The following is a 16,901-nucleotide window of genomic DNA, read 5'->3' as shown; positions in this document are numbered from 1 at the left end:
AGGGTATAAATATACGGAACGGGTTGTGAAATGTATTTTTTACAATCGCTCCGTATTTTAGCCTTTGATTTCCCTTGCTCCGGCAGAAGGATTTTGCCTGGCCGGGGTCGTATATTACAATATGCAGCTATTTTATGAAACCGGGTGGTCTGGGATTGAGTGAGTTAAATATACGCCATATTGTTGTGGATGGTGATGCTTGTCCGGTCAAAACCGAGATTGCGCAAACCGCTCGCCTTTTCAACATCCCTGTACTGTTAGTCTCTTCATTTGATCATTTGCTTCAAGGAGGAGAAGGGGTGCGAACCGTGCAAGTGGATCGCAGCGATCAGAGCGCAGACCTGTATATTGCTAATCATATTAAGCCATGCGATGTGGTTATCACTCAGGACTATGGACTTGCGGCACTTGCGCTCGGTAAACGTTGTTATGTTTTATCCTTTCGTGGTCGTGAGTTTAACGATCGTGATATTGATTTCATGTTGGATTCTCGTCACACTGCGGCCAAAGCGCGAAAAAGAGGGCATTATGGGAAAGGCCCAAAGCCTTTCACAGAGCAGGATCGAGAAATTTTTCAACATAAACTGACAAAACTTTTAAAAGATTTGCAGGAGAATGTGTAAGTTTATCGAATTATATTTACGTGTTGAAGAGATGAAGGTGGCCAGAGATGAGTACCGGACAAGGCGGTATACCCGAAAGTATTATTGAATCGGTGTTACAGCAGAATGATATTGTCGATACGGTGAGCCGATTTGTGCATCTGACCAAGCAGGGGAAGTATATGAAGGGCCTCTGTCCTTTTCATTCCGAGAAGACGCCTTCGTTCACCGTTACACCTGAGAAACAAATTTTCTACTGCTACGGTTGCGGCACGGGTGGAAATGCCATCAAATTCAGGATGGAAATCGAAGGGTTATCCTTTCCCGAGGCTGTCAAGACGATGGCAGAAGAAAGCCATATCTCTATGGGCGACTGGCAAGGGCGTGAATCTGCTCATGTGAATCCGGAGACGGAACGTCTGTTGGAGGCCTATGAGCTTACCGCGAAGCTGTATCATTTTTTGTTGAAAAATACAGAGCACGGCAAGTCAGCCATGGAGTATTTACGCTCACGAGGTTTTGGCGACAAGTTAATCGACCAGTTCCAGATTGGGTTCGCACCAAATCGTTGGGACACCCTGGTACAATTTCTTGAAAAACGTAACTATCCGCTTGAAGAGATGGAAAAGGGTGGACTTCTGTCACCGCGAAATGAAGGTCAAGGATATGTGGACCGATTCCGAGACCGGATTATGTTCCCGATCAATGGCAGGAGCGGTAAGCCGATTGCATTTGCAGGGCGCATATTGGGAGACGGGCAACCGAAGTATCTAAATTCACCGGAAACCCGGTTATTTAACAAAAGCCGTGTTCTCTATAATCTGCATCATGCCAAAAATGCAATTCGCAAACAACGTCAAGCCATTTTGTTCGAGGGATATGGTGATGTCATATCCGCATGGGATCAGGATATCCAGAATGGTGTAGCGGCAATGGGTACGGCGTTAACCGAGAATCAGGCACTGATGCTCAAGGGGATGTGCGACGAGGTCATCATATGTTATGACGGCGACCGAGCAGGACAAGCTGCTGCACTCAAAAACTTTCCCATTCTTGAGGAAGCCGGATTGCAGGTCAAAGTGGCTCTCATTCCTGAGGGACTTGACCCGGATGATTTTATCCGGAAGCATGGTGGTGAACGGTTCCGAAACCAGATTGTGGACGGTGCCGTGACAACTACAAAATTTAAACTTATAAACCTAAAAAAAAGCCATATACTGCTAGAGGGTGGCGGACAAATCGCCTATTCGAAAGAAGCAGTAAAATTGATTGCCCCCTTACCTTCTCCAACAGAGCGGGAGGTGTATCTTCGTGAACTGGCTGCAGAAGTGGACGTATCCTTCGAAACATTGAAGCAGGAGTGTAATGAAGAACGGGAGGCGATGAAAAATAACCTCCAGTTTGGGGATAATAACCCGAAAAGGTGGAATAATGGTAGGCAACAAAATAGGCAGGTGCCTACACCCAATCTGTTGCCGGCTTACCACGCTGCTGAACGCAAACTGATCGCCTGGATGTTGCAGGATGATGAGGCTGCCCAGTACGTGAATGAGCATCTTGGTGAAGCTTTTAACTTGGATGATCATGCAGCTATTGCTGCTTATCTATATGCCTACTATGCGCAAGGCAAGCCGTCGGATACAAGCCGTTTTATGTCTTCACTGCATGACGATCGTCTGGAAAAAACGGTCAGTTCAATCTCGATGATGGATGGTCCAGGTGAATGGAGTATTCAAATGCTCGATGATTGCATCAGGGAAGTGCTGAAGCATCCGCGTAAGAAAGAGTACGATTTGAAAAAAGAAGAAATGATTGCTGCAGAGCGGGCAGGTGATTCTGTACGCGCGGCACAGATTGCAATTGAAATGATTGCCCTAGAGAGACAGTGAACGTCTGATTATTGGATGTTTCTAGGGAGGAGGGAGTCGAGTTATGGCGAATGATCAGCATACTGAACTAGAAACAGAATTGACACTGGATCAGGTTAAAGATCAATTGATTGAATCAGGTAAGAAAAGAGCTTCGCTGAATTACAAGGAAATCATAGAGAAACTCTCTCCTTTTGAGCAAGATGCAGAGCAAATGGATGAGTTCTATGAGCAACTGAGCGATCTGGGTATCGATGTAGTGAATGAAAATAATGAAGAGGTTACACTTCGTCCTAGTGAAGATTCCGAGAACAACACCAGAGAGGGAGAGGACGAATTCCACTTTGATGATGATCTGAGCTTGCCGCCAGGTATCAAAATCAATGACCCTGTCCGCATGTATCTCAAGGAAATTGGTCGTGTGCCATTGTTGTCGGCAGATGATGAAGTACAGCTGGCCAAACGGATTGAGAACGGGGATGAAGAAGCCAAGCGTCGTCTGGCTGAAGCGAACCTGCGTCTCGTAGTCAGTATCGCCAAGCGGTACGTTGGACGTGGAATGTTGTTCCTTGATTTGATTCAGGAAGGTAATATGGGTCTGATCAAAGCGGTTGAGAAGTTCGACCACAAAAAAGGATACAAGTTCAGTACGTATGCCACATGGTGGATTCGCCAAGCGATCACTCGTGCTATAGCTGACCAGGCGCGTACGATTCGTATCCCTGTGCACATGGTGGAGACGATTAATAAGCTGATCCGGGTATCCCGTCAGCTGTTGCAGGAACTTGGGCGTGAACCAACACCAGAAGAAATCGCTGCTGAGATGGATCTGAGTGTGGAGAAAGTTCGTGAAATTACGAAGATTGCACAGGAACCGGTTTCTCTGGAGACACCGATTGGTGAGGAAGATGATTCCCATCTGGGTGACTTCATTGAGGATCAGGAAGCACTTGCTCCGGCGGATGCTGCTGCATATGAGTTGCTGAAAGAACAGCTCGAAGATGTTCTTGATACATTGACTGAGCGTGAAGAGAATGTTCTTCGTCTACGTTTTGGTCTGGACGATGGACGGACGAGAACGCTGGAGGAAGTCGGCAAGGTATTTGGTGTTACGCGTGAGCGTATTCGTCAGATCGAAGCCAAGGCTCTTCGTAAGTTGCGTCACCCGAGTCGTAGTAAACGACTCAAGGATTTCCTCGAATAATCGAACTATGGGAGACTTTCCGCAAGACGCTTTAGCGGCGGCGGGGTCTCCTTTATTTTTAATTTAAACGTCTTGATTTCTTGGTTTTGGAAATTCATCCTTGAAATGTTTGATTGGATTTTATTTTATCGCTTTTCCTTGTTCAATGCAAATCAATAAATTAAATGAATGGTGTAGGTGCTTCATGAAACTTTCGAATCGATTACAGCGAATACATGATCAAATTCCCGATGGCAGCCGCATTGCTGATATCGGTTCAGACCACGCGTTGTTGCCAGTAGCTGTGATCCGCAGTGGGAAAGCTGCAAGTGCAGTAGCCGGGGAAGTCAATCCTGGCCCTTATGATGCTGCTTGCAAACAAGTCAGCGATGCTGGCCTGAAAGAGAAAATCACAGTGCGTCGTGGAGACGGGCTTGATGTGATTTCTGCGGGAGAAGTGGAAGTCATCACCATTGCGGGTATGGGTGGTGCTCTGATTGCTTCTATTTTGGACCGAGGCTTATCCAAACTGGAAGGAGTCCAGCTCCTTATTTTGCAACCGAATGTGGGAGAGGATATCCTCAGACGCTGGTTGTTGGAGCATAATTGGGTAGTTGTAGCAGAACAGTTGCTCGAAGAAGACGGTAAGATCTATGAAATTATAACGGCGATGCCACAATCCGTAAGCCCGATTGCCAATGTTGAGGTGTATCGTGCACGTCCGCTTCAAGGCGGGACAGAATTGACGGAAGACTTGCTGCTACGGATGGGGCCTTATTTGGTTGATCGACCGACGGATGTATTTTTTGCCAAATGGGAAAGTGAGATCGTCAAACTGCAAGGGGTTGTTAACTCCATCTCCAAATCCGATCAGGATTCTTCCCGGGACAAGGCGGCTGAGGTAGAGCGTCTTATCGCAAACTTGAAGGAGGTTTTGGCATGTTTGCCAAAGGTCAATCTATAATTCAACTGATGGAGCAACTTGCTCCGAAACATCTGGCTGTACCAGATGATCGCATTGGTCTGCAGCTGGGCAGTTTGCAAAAAGAAATCAGTCACGTGTTAGTTGCTTTGGATGTGACGGATGAAGTGGTGGACGAAGCGATTCGTATCGGTGCCAATTTGATTATCGCCCATCATGCCATTATTTTCCGACCGGTTAAGTCACTGAGTACGGATACGCCTATGGGTAAACTGTATGAAAAGCTGATTAAGCATGATATTGCTGTCTATATCAGTCATACGAACCTGGACGTAGCCGAAGGTGGCATGAATGATTGGATGGCCGAGGCACTCGGCATCGAGAGCAAAGAATCGCTGGAGGATGTACATACAGATCATCTGTACAAACTCGCTGTATTTGTGCCTCGCACGCATCATGAACAGGTTCTTCAAGCCATTCTGGAAGCCGGAGCGGGGAGTATCGGTCAATACAACAAGTGCAGCTTCAACACGGAAGGTACAGGAACTTTTGTACCAGGTGAAGGGACACAACCGTTTATTGGTACTCAAGGGCAGATGGAACGTGTGGAAGAAATGCGTATTGAGACCATTGTGCCTCAAAGCCTGCGTAGTAAGGTCGTTCAGGCCATGCTTAAGGCTCACCCGTATGAAGAAGTGGCCTACGACCTCTATGCAATGGATTTAAAAGGTCGTACGCTCGGTCTGGGACGCTTGGGACCCCTTAGGGAGCCTAAGACATTAGGTGAGCTCGTGGAGGTCGTGAAGACCCAATTCAATGTGCCTCATGTGCGTGTAGTAGGGGATCTGAACAAAAAGATCAAAAAAGCAGCGGTTCTTGGCGGCTCCGGCAGCCGTTACGCGCTCACGGCTCGCTTCAAAGGTGCGGATGTTATTGTGACCGGGGATATTGATTATCACACGGCTCATGATGCGTTAATGGCAGGCATGTGTATCATCGACCCGGGACATAATTCCGAGAAGATTATGAAACCGAAAACAGCCGATTGGCTTCGTTCCCATTTGCAAGATAAACGATATGATACGCAAGTTACGGCTTCAGAGGTAAATACGGAAGTATTCCAGTTTATCTAAAAAGATAGTTGCTGTGCGATTCCCAGTAATATTAAGCTTGTCTGGGAACTCAAATGCCTGTATACTATGTAATGTTGTTCGGAAAGTTTGACAGACAATCGCTGGTGGCCTTGTTGCCACGAGAGGAAAGTCCGGGCTCCACAGGGCAGGATGCTGGATAACGTCCAGTCAGCGCGAGTTGAAGGATAGTGCCACAGAAATGGACCGCCGATGGCCGGATTTTCCGGCACAGGCAAGGATGGAACCGAGGTGTAAGAGACCCCGAGGAACGCTGGTGACTTCGTTCCTGGTAAACCCCATCTGGAGCAAGACCTAATGGGACACAGCCGCCTTTTCGGAGGAGGCAACCTTAGCCCGAGGTGTGTCTAGGTTGGTCGCTTGAGCTGTGCAGCAATGTATGGCCTAGATAGATGATTGTCGCTTCTGGTGGGAGGGTAGTTCCCGTATGAACCACGAAGAGCACAGAACCCGGCTTACGGTAAGCTTTCCTAACTGCAACAACAACACCATAGCGACACAATGTAGTCCACCTATCAGTCGAGGACAACTCGTATGAATCATCCGATGGCCTGACTGATCAGAAGGACCCATGAACATCCGAAAAACATAACTCCTGTTGATAACAGGTTCTATAAAAATAAGGCGGCAGTTCCGAGATTCTCGGGCCTGCCGCCTTATTTTTATTTCTCATATCAAGCTATTTAACAACCTTCATACGCTAATGGATATCGAAACATTTATGACAGTTCATTACAGTGTAACAACACTGTCCGATGTTAACGAAGCATGCCAGCGTTGAATGGCGCGATCCATTCGTTCTACAGCCTCCGGGAGTAGCTCGGGATCCGTATGCGTGAAGTTGATCCGCATGCGGTTGAGCTCCGGTGTACCCGCATAGAAGGAATCACCTGGCACAATGCACACTTTCTCCTGAATACCGTAAGTGAACAGATTGCTTGCAAGCATGCCTTCAGGCAATTGCAGCCACAAGAACATGCCACCTTGGGGTGAATTCCACGAGATGCCTTCCCATGCTTTGGCTGCCATAAGAGTCGTCAGTGTTTTCATGCGTTTTTCGTAATCCTCTGAAATATGGCGGATATGCGCATCCAAATCGAAGGATTCAAGCAGTGCGTGAAGAGCTCTTTGGTCGATACTGCTGGAATGCAAGTCTGCACCCTGTTTAGCCCGTGCTGCCATTTTGACAATATCGGGAGCGGCCAGAATCCAGCCGGTACGAAGACCCGGTGCTACCGTTTTGGAAAACGTACTGGTGTAAACGACATTAGAAGGGCCGCCATAGGATGCTGCATCCAATTCTGCAAGAGCAGGGACATCCAATTGCTCCGGATTGAACCGAATTTCGCCATAGGGATCATCTTCGAGGATGAGTACACCATATTTGCGGCATAGATCCACAGCGTTCTGACGTCTTTCTCGTGACCATACTTTACCCGTAGGATTGGAGAACGTTGGGTTGATATAGACGAGCTTTGGACGATGTAGCTGGAGCTGTTCCTCCAAAGATTCAGGCAACATGCCGTGATCATCACAGGCTACGCCGTGAGATTCAGCCTGATAGGAATGAATAACTTGCAGGGCAGCGAGGTAGGTAGGTGATTCAACCAGTACGCGGTCACCCGGATCAAGAAGAATACGACAGACCAAGTCGATGGATTGTTGTGAACCCGTCGTGAGGAGCATATGGTCGGGTGAAGCGGGAATGCCCTTGGATTCAAGACGCTCGGCGATTTTGGCGCGGAGAGGACGATAACCTTCAGTCTCCGCATATTGAAGAGCGGCTGCTCCGCTCATAAATACTTTTTCATATGCAACACGGATAGCTTCCAGCGGGAATGAAGTCTGGGCTGGTAATCCACCGGCTAGTGAGATCATTCCAGGTGCCTGAGCGGCCTGGAGCATGTCGCGAACGACAGAGGACGGGGTGTTTTGTGCCATTTTGGACCAAGGGATACTCATGTTCATGTTATTCTCATCTCCTGTTATTCACTGTTATACTGATATTATAAACTATAATAGACGGACTGCACTATAACAGTAAAATGAAGATCATAACAGTTGGGGGGAGCACGCATGCATATTGAATTAAAACGAGGAAGCAGTACCAAATTGTACGTGCAAATTGCGCTAACGATTGCGGACCGCATCAGGTCAGGACTGATTGAACCCGGAACCCGACTTCCTTCTGTTCGTAAAATGACCACGGATCTGGGTGTCAGCCTGGTCACCGTATCGAAGGCCTATGCTGAACTCGAAGCGATTCAATTGATTACCTGCTCCCAGGGTAAAGGTTGTTACGTAAGAGGGGCGTTGCACGTGGATCAGAGAGAGGATGCCGACCGGACACAACGGGTCCATGGTAATGGTGAATCCAGTACGCCATGGAATTGGCAGATGGCACTGGTGGATTATTTACCAAGAGCACAGCTCTGGAGACATTTTGATACGTCACCTCAAGTACGCTATGAACTTCATATGTCAGCGATTCAGCCTGAACTGTTACCTACACGGGAGATTATCGACAGTGCCTACCGGCTTTCCTCTGATCATGCAGAGCGTATGGCGGCGTATGGATCTTTTCAGGGAGATCGGGAACTCAGACAGATCTTTGCGGAACATTTTGCCGAGCGTGGCCTACAGGTGACACCTGAACGCATGCTAATTACAAGCGGTGCTCAGCAGGGAATTGATCTTGTGGCACGGACTTTTGTCGGACCCGGAGATGTCGTGTATATGGAGGCGCCAAGCTATACCGGAGCCATTGATGTGTTTACAAGCAGAGGGGCCAAGATCATCACGGTTCCGATGGATGACGAAGGCATGCGTATTGATCTGTTAACCCGCTTATGTGACACCTATCCGCCCAAGCTGATCTATACGATCCCGACCTATCACAACCCAACTGGGATCACGATGAGTGCAAGAAGGAGAGCGCAGCTACTGAATCTCGCGCAAAGCTACCACTGCCTCATTCTGGAGGATGACCCGTTTGCAGATCTTTATTTTCGTGATCCTCCCCCGGCTTCCATTAAATCCATGGATGGGACAGGTCATGTGGTGTATATCAAAAGCTTCAGCAAGGTGCTGTCTCCCGGTTGCCGTATAGCCTGCGCCATTGCAGACGGAAGCGTACTGACCCGGCTTGTGGCTGCGAAATCTACGGCAGATTTGGGAAGCCCACTGCTTACACAGAAGGCATTGCAATCCTTTATTCAGAATCAGTATGGGGCCTATGTATCCCGCTTGAGGGATGAATTGTATTCTCGTTTGTGTGCCGCATCTGAAGTGTTGGAAGAGCATGCTACTAAGGATATACACTGGCGCTTGCCAGAGGGAGGACTTAATCTGTGGCTTCAACTTCCGAGTAGCCTGGATATGCGTGAACTGCATCATCAGTCGCTTGCCGCAGGGGTCTCATTCCTCCCGGGTTCCGCCTGTTATGTGGGGGAGACGGATACTTCCAGTCTACGCATCTGCTTCACGGTAACGAGCGTCGAGCTTTTGTGTGAAGGGCTTCGTGTACTTTGCGGAGTCATTGACAGAGTAACACCTCAGCAGGGTGGGGCAGTGGCGGACAGGCTACCGCTCATATAATTTTTAGGAGTATGGACATACATCCAATCCACTTTCGACTTAATGCAATAGGTTATAGTATCACCAGAAAGGGAGTTGGTTTTGAAATGAACCATTACTGTCCACCGCTTTGTCCGATTGTCTGTGACCCGATCCAGGTTGTTGAGGATTATTACATTCCGCAAATCGTACCTGTAATCCACCCGATTGAAGTGATCAAAAAACATCACTGTGTTCCGATCCACCACCACATGTACCCTGTTGTTGTTAAAGAAGAAGATCCTTGCTACGTATCCAGCCATAATCCGAAGAAAAAATCCGTGAAAAAATCAAGCAAAGCCCGCACAACTTCTCGCAAACGGTAATCGCAGCGGGTGCCCCGGGGAATTGGAATTTGGATATAAACCAAAGAGCAGCGTACGCCCCGGGGCGCAGCTGCTTTTGTGTTTTTACAGAATAGAGTCATGACGACTACTGGGTATACTTTTTCATCGTATTATCCATTTGTTGTCTGACATGCTGGGGCCAAAACTGCAGAGGAGCGCTGTTGCCTGATGCGGCTTGCAGTGCTTTATAGACATCGATCTGCCCATAGCCGAAATACTTATCGTGGCCCGGATCGCCGAGGTCGATGACACTTTGGCGCATCAGATCCATGACTTCCGTGTTGGTTAAGTCCGGGTTCAAGGAACGAATCAACCCTGCAAGCGCGGCTACATGTGGGCTAGCCATGGATGTACCAGACAACGCTGCATACTGATTGTCCGGGTACGTACTTGCAATACTGGACCCCGGGGCCATCACATCCACATAGTCCCCGTAGTTGGAATAGGATGCTTTGCTCATATCCGGGTCCGTAGCAGATACGGCAAATACTTCCGGATAGGCAGCAGGGTAGCCAGGACGCTCGGTATTATCGTTTCCTGTGGCTGCAATCAGCACGATATCGCGGTCAAAGGCGTATTTAATGGCATCATGAAGAAATTGCGCGTCAGCATAATTGCCGAGACTCATGTTGATGACTTTAGCTCCATGATCGGCTGCCCAGATGATACCTTCAGCAACGGCATACGTGGTTCCAGACCCCGAGTTATCCAATACTTTTACCGGCAGGACCTTGTTATACCAGCTCATGCCTGCCACGCCTTCATTATTGTTGACAATGGCACCGATAATGCCTGCGACGTGTGTACCATGTCCCACATCATCCATTGGTTGGCTTCCCGGTTCGACCACATTATAGCCCTCAAGAAGCTTGCCCTTCAGGTCAGGGTGATTCATATCAACCCCCGTGTCGACCACAGCAACGATGACATCTTTGTTCCCCTTGGTAATATTCCAACCTCTATTTGTCTCAATCGCAGGCAAGTTCCACTGATAATCGGAGAACAAAATGTCGTTGGGTATCGTTACATCGGTTTGTTCAGTTACGGTGTCATTGGTTAAATACATGTAATGGGGTTCCATATAGAGTGGAGTCCATTTACTTTCGAAATAGCTATGCAATTGCTTGTAATTCATGTGTTCTGACCGAAAAACATACGTATATCCCAGCTTGCGCGCAGATTGCGCTCTTAGATCAGATTTAATGATTCGCATATCCCGTTCACCGGGATCTTGCCGAAAACGGATGACGATTTCATTTTCGTAGAAATGACTGGCATTGGCATTATCATGCCCGGTTTTCACCGTGATTTCGTTCAGCGTATCCGGGTGAACTGACTCAATTTTAAATTTGCCTTCACGCGGATAAGGGATCATGCGCAGATTTTTGCGCTGGTGTTGTTCAACAGCATTCAATACGTTCTGACTAAACAAGGCAATCACAGCTCTTTTACCATCTTTCGAGGGTTGCCCCATTACAAAATATTTTTCTTTTCCCAAAGGGAAAGAAGAGGATTCGAAGCTTTGACGTTTGTTTACTGCTTTTTTGGCAAGGTTCAGCGCATGATCAAGCTTCTGTCGTTCTAGCTTGCTGCCTCGCGGGGATGCCTGATCAAATGGCTTGCCCAATGAGCCATTGGTACCCATAAGATGAATGGATTTGATATGTCCATGTGAACTTTGGAGATCATTCACGTATCGACTAATCTGTGTGTCATTCATTGTTGAGGTTTTCTCCAGCATGATACTGAGATGTTGCTTGGCATCCATGCGAGTCAGGAGATCTGTTGCTTTGACATCCTGCACTTTCAGACGCTGCTTGTTCGTGTGCTCTTCATGAGCAGAATCGGGCAGGGCACTTGGCTTAGGTTCGGGACGATTGGATGTTGGAAGCAGGAGTGTCAGGGCGAGTGCTCCCGCACCAGCTGCAAGGGCCCAGTTAATCCATTTCGGTCTGGACATGGTGGATGGAACCTCCTTGGTTCATTTTGGACAATCATTAACAGTGCTTCATCGTTGTCACTGGTTATATCTATCGTTAGAAAAAGCGGATATTTTTATGCAGGCGAGTTCGAGTCTAACTGCGTATAATAGGCATGTTTAATGACAGAAACGGAAAGCATGATTAAGGGATACCGCTCGTCATCTTTTTATGGTAGGATTATAGCTGAGAATTCAAAGGTCAGGGGAAAACCACCGTTGGCCGACCTATATGTAAGGACTTATTTAAGGGGGAGCTACCTTTATGTCAGCAGCCAATGTACAGAAAACATGTGAGTCAACTAGGGAAAAGTTAAAACCGGCTATCGATCGGATTGAAAAATTTTTGAATGAAAATGCCTTGCCTGAACTGGATCAGAATCAGACGGAAGAATCAACAGCCTTCTACAAAGGATTTCTTTCAGATCTCCGTCATTTGCTCGTTTTTTCTGAAGTTTCTTACGAAAAACTTGGCGTTGTGCTGCGTCGTGCCAACTTTGATGTCGATTTTGCCGAAAAGGCTCTTTATAATACGTATCACCAATGCGTAAATAGCTTTTTCTATCCGAAAAATGAATGTTATTCCGAAGACGGAAGATACGCTTACACAGGACAAGACGCCATTCGGTTCCGTGATAAGCCAATCCGTGCAGTACGGGATGTCATTCTTGAGGTTTCCAAAACGTACGAAGAATTGCGCGATGATCTGGCATATTATGAAAGTGACTACTTGACTCAGCGCCGTATGCAAAATCAACGTAATCACGCTTAATTCACGTTTAAACCTTAATATGAAATTGGACGAAACCGCCCTTGTGGCGGTTTTTTTGCGTCTCTAGGTGACAATCAGACTATGGCGTGATCATGTCATCATCTGGCATTTTGGCGGGGAATATCGGGTTTGTGGCGGGGAGACAATAGTAGTCGAGGTGATAAAAAATGAGCCAAGACAAACCAATAGTCAAATGCAGCGTCTCCAACTGCAACTTCTGGGGAGAAAACAACTTCTGCCAAGCTGATGCCATCATGATTGACATTGATCAACATGCCACCCGTCGTCTGCATGAGGAATTTGCCGGTGAGACATTTGACTCCGATCACCATGATCATGCACGCACATCCTCTGCAACATGTTGTCACACGTTCAAACCTAAGTGAGCAGTCATCCCTATTTATAACGGAGGTGCTTCCAAATGAAAAATGACGATAATAAGTTTAATTTTCAAGATCGTCCTAAAATCAATGTTGACGGTGAAAAACAGCGTATGCGTGTCGATTATCCCAGAAAAGCACATCGGGAAGAATACGGGGCAGAGGTCGCTCCTCCGACTGTTGTAAGAACTGGAGGTACCGAACGGGCAGAGCCTGTACCTGAGAAGCATGAGGCTGACCGGGTCATGGAATCAACAGGTAAGGTCGCGGGTTACATGGGACTTGCCTTCGGCATCGCGTCCTTGTTTATGTGGTCAATTGTACTTGGACCGGCCGCAGCCGTACTGGGTTACTATGCTTATGTGAATGGTCGTAAGACAGCGGGCGCCTGGTCCATTGGACTGGGTATTGTAGCTACGCTGAGTTATTTTTTCATGATTCCATTCGCTCGCTAAATTGTAAAATGATTTATTCAAAAGCCTTCTGTTCTCACCCACATGCGGTGAATAACAGAAGGTTTCTTTCGTATATGCGCAGGTTAAGTGGGAAGATTCATATAATTTTTTGAAAACAATGGAACCTTGCTGTAAAACGATGTAGAATAAGGTCATAATACGCTTATTATACGGGAGTGGGTATAACTCATGCAGATTGATCCAAACGGATCGCGGCAGTTGTTGGAACTGCAATTGTCCAATGTGAACAACCAAACCAATGGATCAGACCCAGATGCTGGTTCAACAGTGGATTTCGCCAACATGATGGACGGGCTGTTAGGCACGGGTGCCAATTCGTCAAGCAATACGAATTCCAGCGCCACAGGCTCCAAAAGATCCAGTGATGGTCTGTTGTGGCTGCAACTTGGAAGCACGTACAATCCGGATATAAATACGGCAGGATCTTCCTCTGTCTCCAATAACATCGTTGAGTCTTTATTATCTTTATCCAATACAGGAATCGTGGATTCCGGTGCATCTGTACCTACGGATTATGAATCATTGATTGCGGAAGCAAGTGCCAAGTATGGTGTGCCTGAATCATTGATCAAGGCCGTCATTGACACAGAATCCAATTTTGACCCAAATGTAGTGTCCTCCGCAGGTGCTAAGGGGCTTATGCAATTAATGGATGGCACGGCTGCAGGGCTGGGTGTGAGTAATTCGTTTGATCCTGCCCAGAACATTGATGCAGGTACGAAGTATCTTTCCCTTCAGCTTCAGCGTTTCGGTGGAGAAGTGAAGATGGCGCTTGCTGCTTATAATGCAGGACCGGGTCGTGTTTCACGTCTGGGCGTGTCGAGTGATAGTGAACTGATGAGTGTACTTAACCGTCTGCCTTCAGAAACTCAGAATTATATTTCCAAGGTGGAAAAGGCACAGTCCAAATATGTGATCTAAATTCACAGAAAGACATTGCGAAAACACATCATTGCAGGACAAGATCAAATGTGGGAGCAGCAGCGCTTGAAACGCTTGTTCCCGGTTGGTCTTTTTGTGTTGTATGGGTATCGTGTTACAATGCTCACTGTAGGTTTATGAACCAAGAGATAAGGGAGGTCTAACCTCATTTGAAATATTTTGATTATGCTGCAACGACACCTCCCCATCCTGATGTGATTCGTACGATGGCCGAAATTATGGAGACACAATTCGGAAATCCGTCCTCCATTCACGGGTATGGAGAGCGTGCTCATCAATTGTTGCGTCGTGCTCGATCCGGATGTGCTGCGGCAATAGGTGTTAAGCCTGAAGAGATTGTATTTACTTCCGGTGCGACCGAGAGTAACAATCTCGCAATAAAAGGTGCGGCATTACGTTATCAGTCACGAGGCAGACACATCATAACAACGGCTACCGAGCATGCTTCGGTGTATGAAAGTTTTATGCAATTGCAGCAGTGGGGATGGGATGTAACGCTAATTCCTGTCAATTCCGATGGTGTGGTGAACGCTCAACAGGTTGTAGAAGCGATCAGACCGGATACGGTGCTTGTGAGTCTGATGCATGTTAACAATGAAACAGGAGCCATCCATCCGATTGCAGAGATCGGCAAACAGCTCAAAAAGAAAGCACCACGTGTGCTTTTCCATGTAGATGGTGTTCAGGGCTTTGGGAAAATGAAGGCTACACCTGCCGCATGGAGTGCAGATCTGTACAGTTTGTCTGCTCACAAGATCCGTGGACCGAAGGGAGCAGGTCTCCTGTATGTGCGAAGTGGAGTGGAGCTTACGCCACTATTGTCAGGGGGATCACAGGAGCAGGGCCTAAGAGCAGGTACAGAGAACGTGGCCTTGCTGGTAGGCATGGCGAAGGCCATGCGAATGGCAGCGGAAGATCAGGTGGATTTTGCCCGGCGTACAACGGTGCTCCGTGATCAATTGATGGAAACGATACGTGCCATTCCTGAATTTGAATTAATCAGTCGCCAAGAGGGAGCGCCTCATATTGTGCACTTCTCCTATCCCGGAATGAAGGCAGAAGTGGCGCTGCACACCTTGGAGCAACTTGGCGTAACGATATCCACCCAATCGGCCTGTTCTTCGCGTTCGGCTGAACCGAGTCGGGCTCTACTCGCGATGGGCAGGGATGCAGCTTGTGCTGCTGGCGGATTGCGTATTAGTCTTGGAGATGAACTTACAGAAGAAGATGTAGCCTTGCTTGAGCAGGCTTTACATCAGATGGTGGCGCAGTTGCGACCCCTTGAAAGGCGGATGTGAATGGATATGAAATATGATATGCTGCTTCTCCGTTTCGGAGAGTTTATGTTAAAAGGGAAGAATCGTGCACGATTTGAAAAAACAATCATTACACAGGTGAAAGCTTTGCTTAAACCTTATCCAGGAGCGAGCCTTCGCAAAGAATATGGCCGTGTCTATGTGGATCTTGGCGGTGAATCACATACTGAACTGATTAATGTACTGAAGCGGGTATTCGGTGTGATGTCGATTAGTCCGGTTAAAGTTACTCCATCCGAGCTAGATGAGATTGTGAAAACAGCAGTTGCGTTTATGGACGAAAGGCAAGACGAATTTAAGGAAGGCACCACATTCAAGGTAAATGTAAGGCGGGTATGGAAAGAGTTCCCGAACTCTTCGCATGAAATGAATCATCTGGTTGGTTCCCCGATCCTACGGAAGTTTCAGCAATTAAGTGTTGATGTTCGTCAACCTGATATTGAACTTCGAGTGGAAATTCGGGATCAGGGCACCTATGTTTTCAACGAAACCATTCCGGCAGTAGGTGGGTTTCCGCTGGGTACGAATGGAAAAGCGATGGTACTGCTGTCAGGTGGAATAGATAGTCCCGTTGCAGCCTGGTCTTCCATGCGCCGTGGACTGGAAGTGGAATGTGTGCATTTCTACAGTTACCCGTTCACAAGCGAGCGTGCCAAAGAGAAAGTCATTGATTTGGCGCGTGCCCTTGCTGATCATGCAGGAACAATCAAGCTGCATCTGGTTCCATTTACAGAGATTCAAACGGCATTTACCCAACTGGGTCAGGATAACCTGATTATTACGCTGATGAGACGTTCAATGCTCCGAATTGCCTCCAAACTTGCCGAGCGTGAACGTGCACTTGCACTGATCACCGGAGATAGCTTGGGTCAAGTAGCGAGTCAGACGCTTCCGAGTATGAATGTCATTGGTCGTGCGACGGATCTGCCGCTGCTACGGCCACTGGTTATGATGGATAAGCAGGAGATCATCACCCTGTCCAAACAGATCGGAACGTATGACATATCTATTTTGCCATATGAGGATTGCTGTACTCTCTTTGTGCCAAAGTCACCTTCAACCAATCCAAATCTTCGAATTGTGGATAAAATTGAATCGACAATGAGCCAGTTGCCCGAATGGCTGGATCAGGCGGTAGAGCAGACAGAAACGATCACACTTCATGCCGGTGAAACTTCCATGGTATCCAATCAGACAGGTGATAATGGATTGAAGGATGATTGGTTCTAATTCAACAAAAATTAGCACGACTGACATAATAAGGGCTATGTAAACTGGAAAAAAGGACTGTACGATGAAATATCGTTCAGTCCTTTGCTGTATTCAGAAGACATTTTAAGATTAGACTC

The 16,901-nt window shown here is 47.4% G+C and carries 15 protein-coding genes and 1 other RNA gene; 14 read left to right on the top strand and 2 right to left on the bottom strand.

Annotated elements, in window-relative coordinates; genetic code table 11:
* Positions 1 to 155 precede the first annotated feature (155 nt).
* From HF638_RS19485 to rnpB, 6 genes are all read left to right on the top strand, one after another.
* Positions 156 to 623 carry a YaiI/YqxD family protein gene (locus HF638_RS19485; protein ID WP_481856167.1) on the top strand — a complete coding sequence of 156 codons (468 nt, stop codon included), beginning with the start codon at positions 156 to 158 and terminating at the stop codon, positions 621 to 623.
* A gap of 47 nt (positions 624 to 670) precedes the next feature.
* On the top strand, positions 671 to 2,491 hold the full coding sequence (gene dnaG / locus HF638_RS19480; protein ID WP_036615029.1) for a DNA primase: 1,821 nt from the start codon (positions 671 to 673) through the stop codon (positions 2,489 to 2,491).
* 43 nt (positions 2,492 to 2,534) lie between these two features.
* Complete coding sequence (rpoD, locus tag HF638_RS19475) at positions 2,535 to 3,674, top strand: RNA polymerase sigma factor RpoD (RefSeq protein ID WP_017687256.1); 1,140 nt, start codon at positions 2,535 to 2,537, stop codon at positions 3,672 to 3,674.
* Positions 3,675 to 3,858: 184 nt separating this feature from the next.
* Positions 3,859 to 4,617: a tRNA (adenine(22)-N(1))-methyltransferase gene (locus HF638_RS19470; RefSeq protein WP_169481648.1), complete on the top strand. Its 759-nt coding sequence runs from the start codon at positions 3,859 to 3,861 to the stop codon at positions 4,615 to 4,617.
* On the top strand, positions 4,593 to 5,708 hold the full coding sequence (locus tag HF638_RS19465; RefSeq protein ID WP_169481647.1) for a Nif3-like dinuclear metal center hexameric protein: 1,116 nt from the start codon (positions 4,593 to 4,595) through the stop codon (positions 5,706 to 5,708). The genes HF638_RS19470 and HF638_RS19465 overlap by 25 nt, the downstream gene beginning before the upstream one ends.
* A gap of 82 nt (positions 5,709 to 5,790) precedes the next feature.
* An RNA gene (rnpB, locus tag HF638_RS19460) (RNase P RNA component class A) lies at positions 5,791 to 6,199 on the top strand.
* 259 nt (positions 6,200 to 6,458) lie between these two features.
* Here rnpB and HF638_RS19455 read toward each other — a convergent pair.
* Positions 6,459 to 7,688 carry an aminotransferase-like domain-containing protein gene (locus HF638_RS19455; protein WP_169481670.1) on the bottom strand — a complete coding sequence of 410 codons (1,230 nt, stop codon included), beginning with the start codon at positions 7,686 to 7,688 and terminating at the stop codon, positions 6,459 to 6,461.
* A gap of 114 nt (positions 7,689 to 7,802) precedes the next feature.
* On the opposite strand from HF638_RS19455, the gene pdxR reads away from it, so the two are divergent.
* On the top strand, positions 7,803 to 9,323 hold the full coding sequence (gene pdxR / locus HF638_RS19450) for a MocR-like pyridoxine biosynthesis transcription factor PdxR (RefSeq protein ID WP_169481646.1): 1,521 nt from the start codon (positions 7,803 to 7,805) through the stop codon (positions 9,321 to 9,323).
* A gap of 86 nt (positions 9,324 to 9,409) precedes the next feature.
* Positions 9,410 to 9,667, top strand: coding sequence for a hypothetical protein (locus tag HF638_RS19445; protein WP_036615016.1), 258 nt, complete (start codon positions 9,410 to 9,412; stop codon positions 9,665 to 9,667).
* A gap of 106 nt (positions 9,668 to 9,773) precedes the next feature.
* Here HF638_RS19445 and HF638_RS19440 read toward each other — a convergent pair whose 3' ends face one another.
* Positions 9,774 to 11,648: a S8 family peptidase gene (locus tag HF638_RS19440; protein WP_169481645.1), complete on the bottom strand. Its 1,875-nt coding sequence runs from the start codon at positions 11,646 to 11,648 to the stop codon at positions 9,774 to 9,776.
* A gap of 283 nt (positions 11,649 to 11,931) precedes the next feature.
* Here HF638_RS19440 and HF638_RS19435 point away from each other — a divergent pair, with 283 nt between their 5' ends.
* The 6 genes from HF638_RS19435 to thiI all read left to right on the top strand — a co-directional run bounded on the left by HF638_RS19435 (position 11,932) and on the right by thiI (position 16,782).
* The gene (locus HF638_RS19435) at positions 11,932 to 12,438 is read left to right on the top strand and encodes a YpuI family protein (protein WP_062835484.1); all 507 of its coding nucleotides are present in this window, start codon (positions 11,932 to 11,934) and stop codon (positions 12,436 to 12,438) included.
* A gap of 167 nt (positions 12,439 to 12,605) precedes the next feature.
* Positions 12,606 to 12,824: a DUF1540 domain-containing protein gene (locus tag HF638_RS19430; RefSeq protein WP_076211597.1), complete on the top strand. Its 219-nt coding sequence runs from the start codon at positions 12,606 to 12,608 to the stop codon at positions 12,822 to 12,824.
* Positions 12,825 to 12,859: 35 nt separating this feature from the next.
* The gene (locus HF638_RS19425; protein ID WP_169481644.1) at positions 12,860 to 13,273 is read left to right on the top strand and encodes a hypothetical protein; all 414 of its coding nucleotides are present in this window, start codon (positions 12,860 to 12,862) and stop codon (positions 13,271 to 13,273) included.
* A 189-nt stretch (positions 13,274 to 13,462) separates the two neighbouring features.
* The gene (locus tag HF638_RS19420; RefSeq protein ID WP_169481643.1) at positions 13,463 to 14,215 is read left to right on the top strand and encodes a lytic transglycosylase domain-containing protein; all 753 of its coding nucleotides are present in this window, start codon (positions 13,463 to 13,465) and stop codon (positions 14,213 to 14,215) included.
* Between the two features lie 170 nt (positions 14,216 to 14,385).
* Positions 14,386 to 15,534 (top strand): cysteine desulfurase family protein, encoded by a 1,149-nt coding sequence (locus tag HF638_RS19415; protein WP_169481642.1) that lies wholly within the window; start codon positions 14,386 to 14,388, stop codon positions 15,532 to 15,534.
* 6 nt (positions 15,535 to 15,540) lie between these two features.
* A complete protein-coding gene (gene thiI, locus HF638_RS19410; protein WP_169481669.1) occupies positions 15,541 to 16,782 on the top strand; it encodes a tRNA uracil 4-sulfurtransferase ThiI in 1,242 nt (413 codons plus the stop codon).
* The last annotated feature ends 119 nt before the right edge of the window (positions 16,783 to 16,901 follow it).

Origin of the sequence: Paenibacillus sp. SZ31, assembly GCF_012912005.1 — a bacterium.
GTDB lineage: Bacteria > Bacillota > Bacilli > Paenibacillales > Paenibacillaceae > Paenibacillus.
Note: the sequence above shows the minus strand (reverse complement) of the source record. Positions and strands in the feature narration are given on the sequence as shown.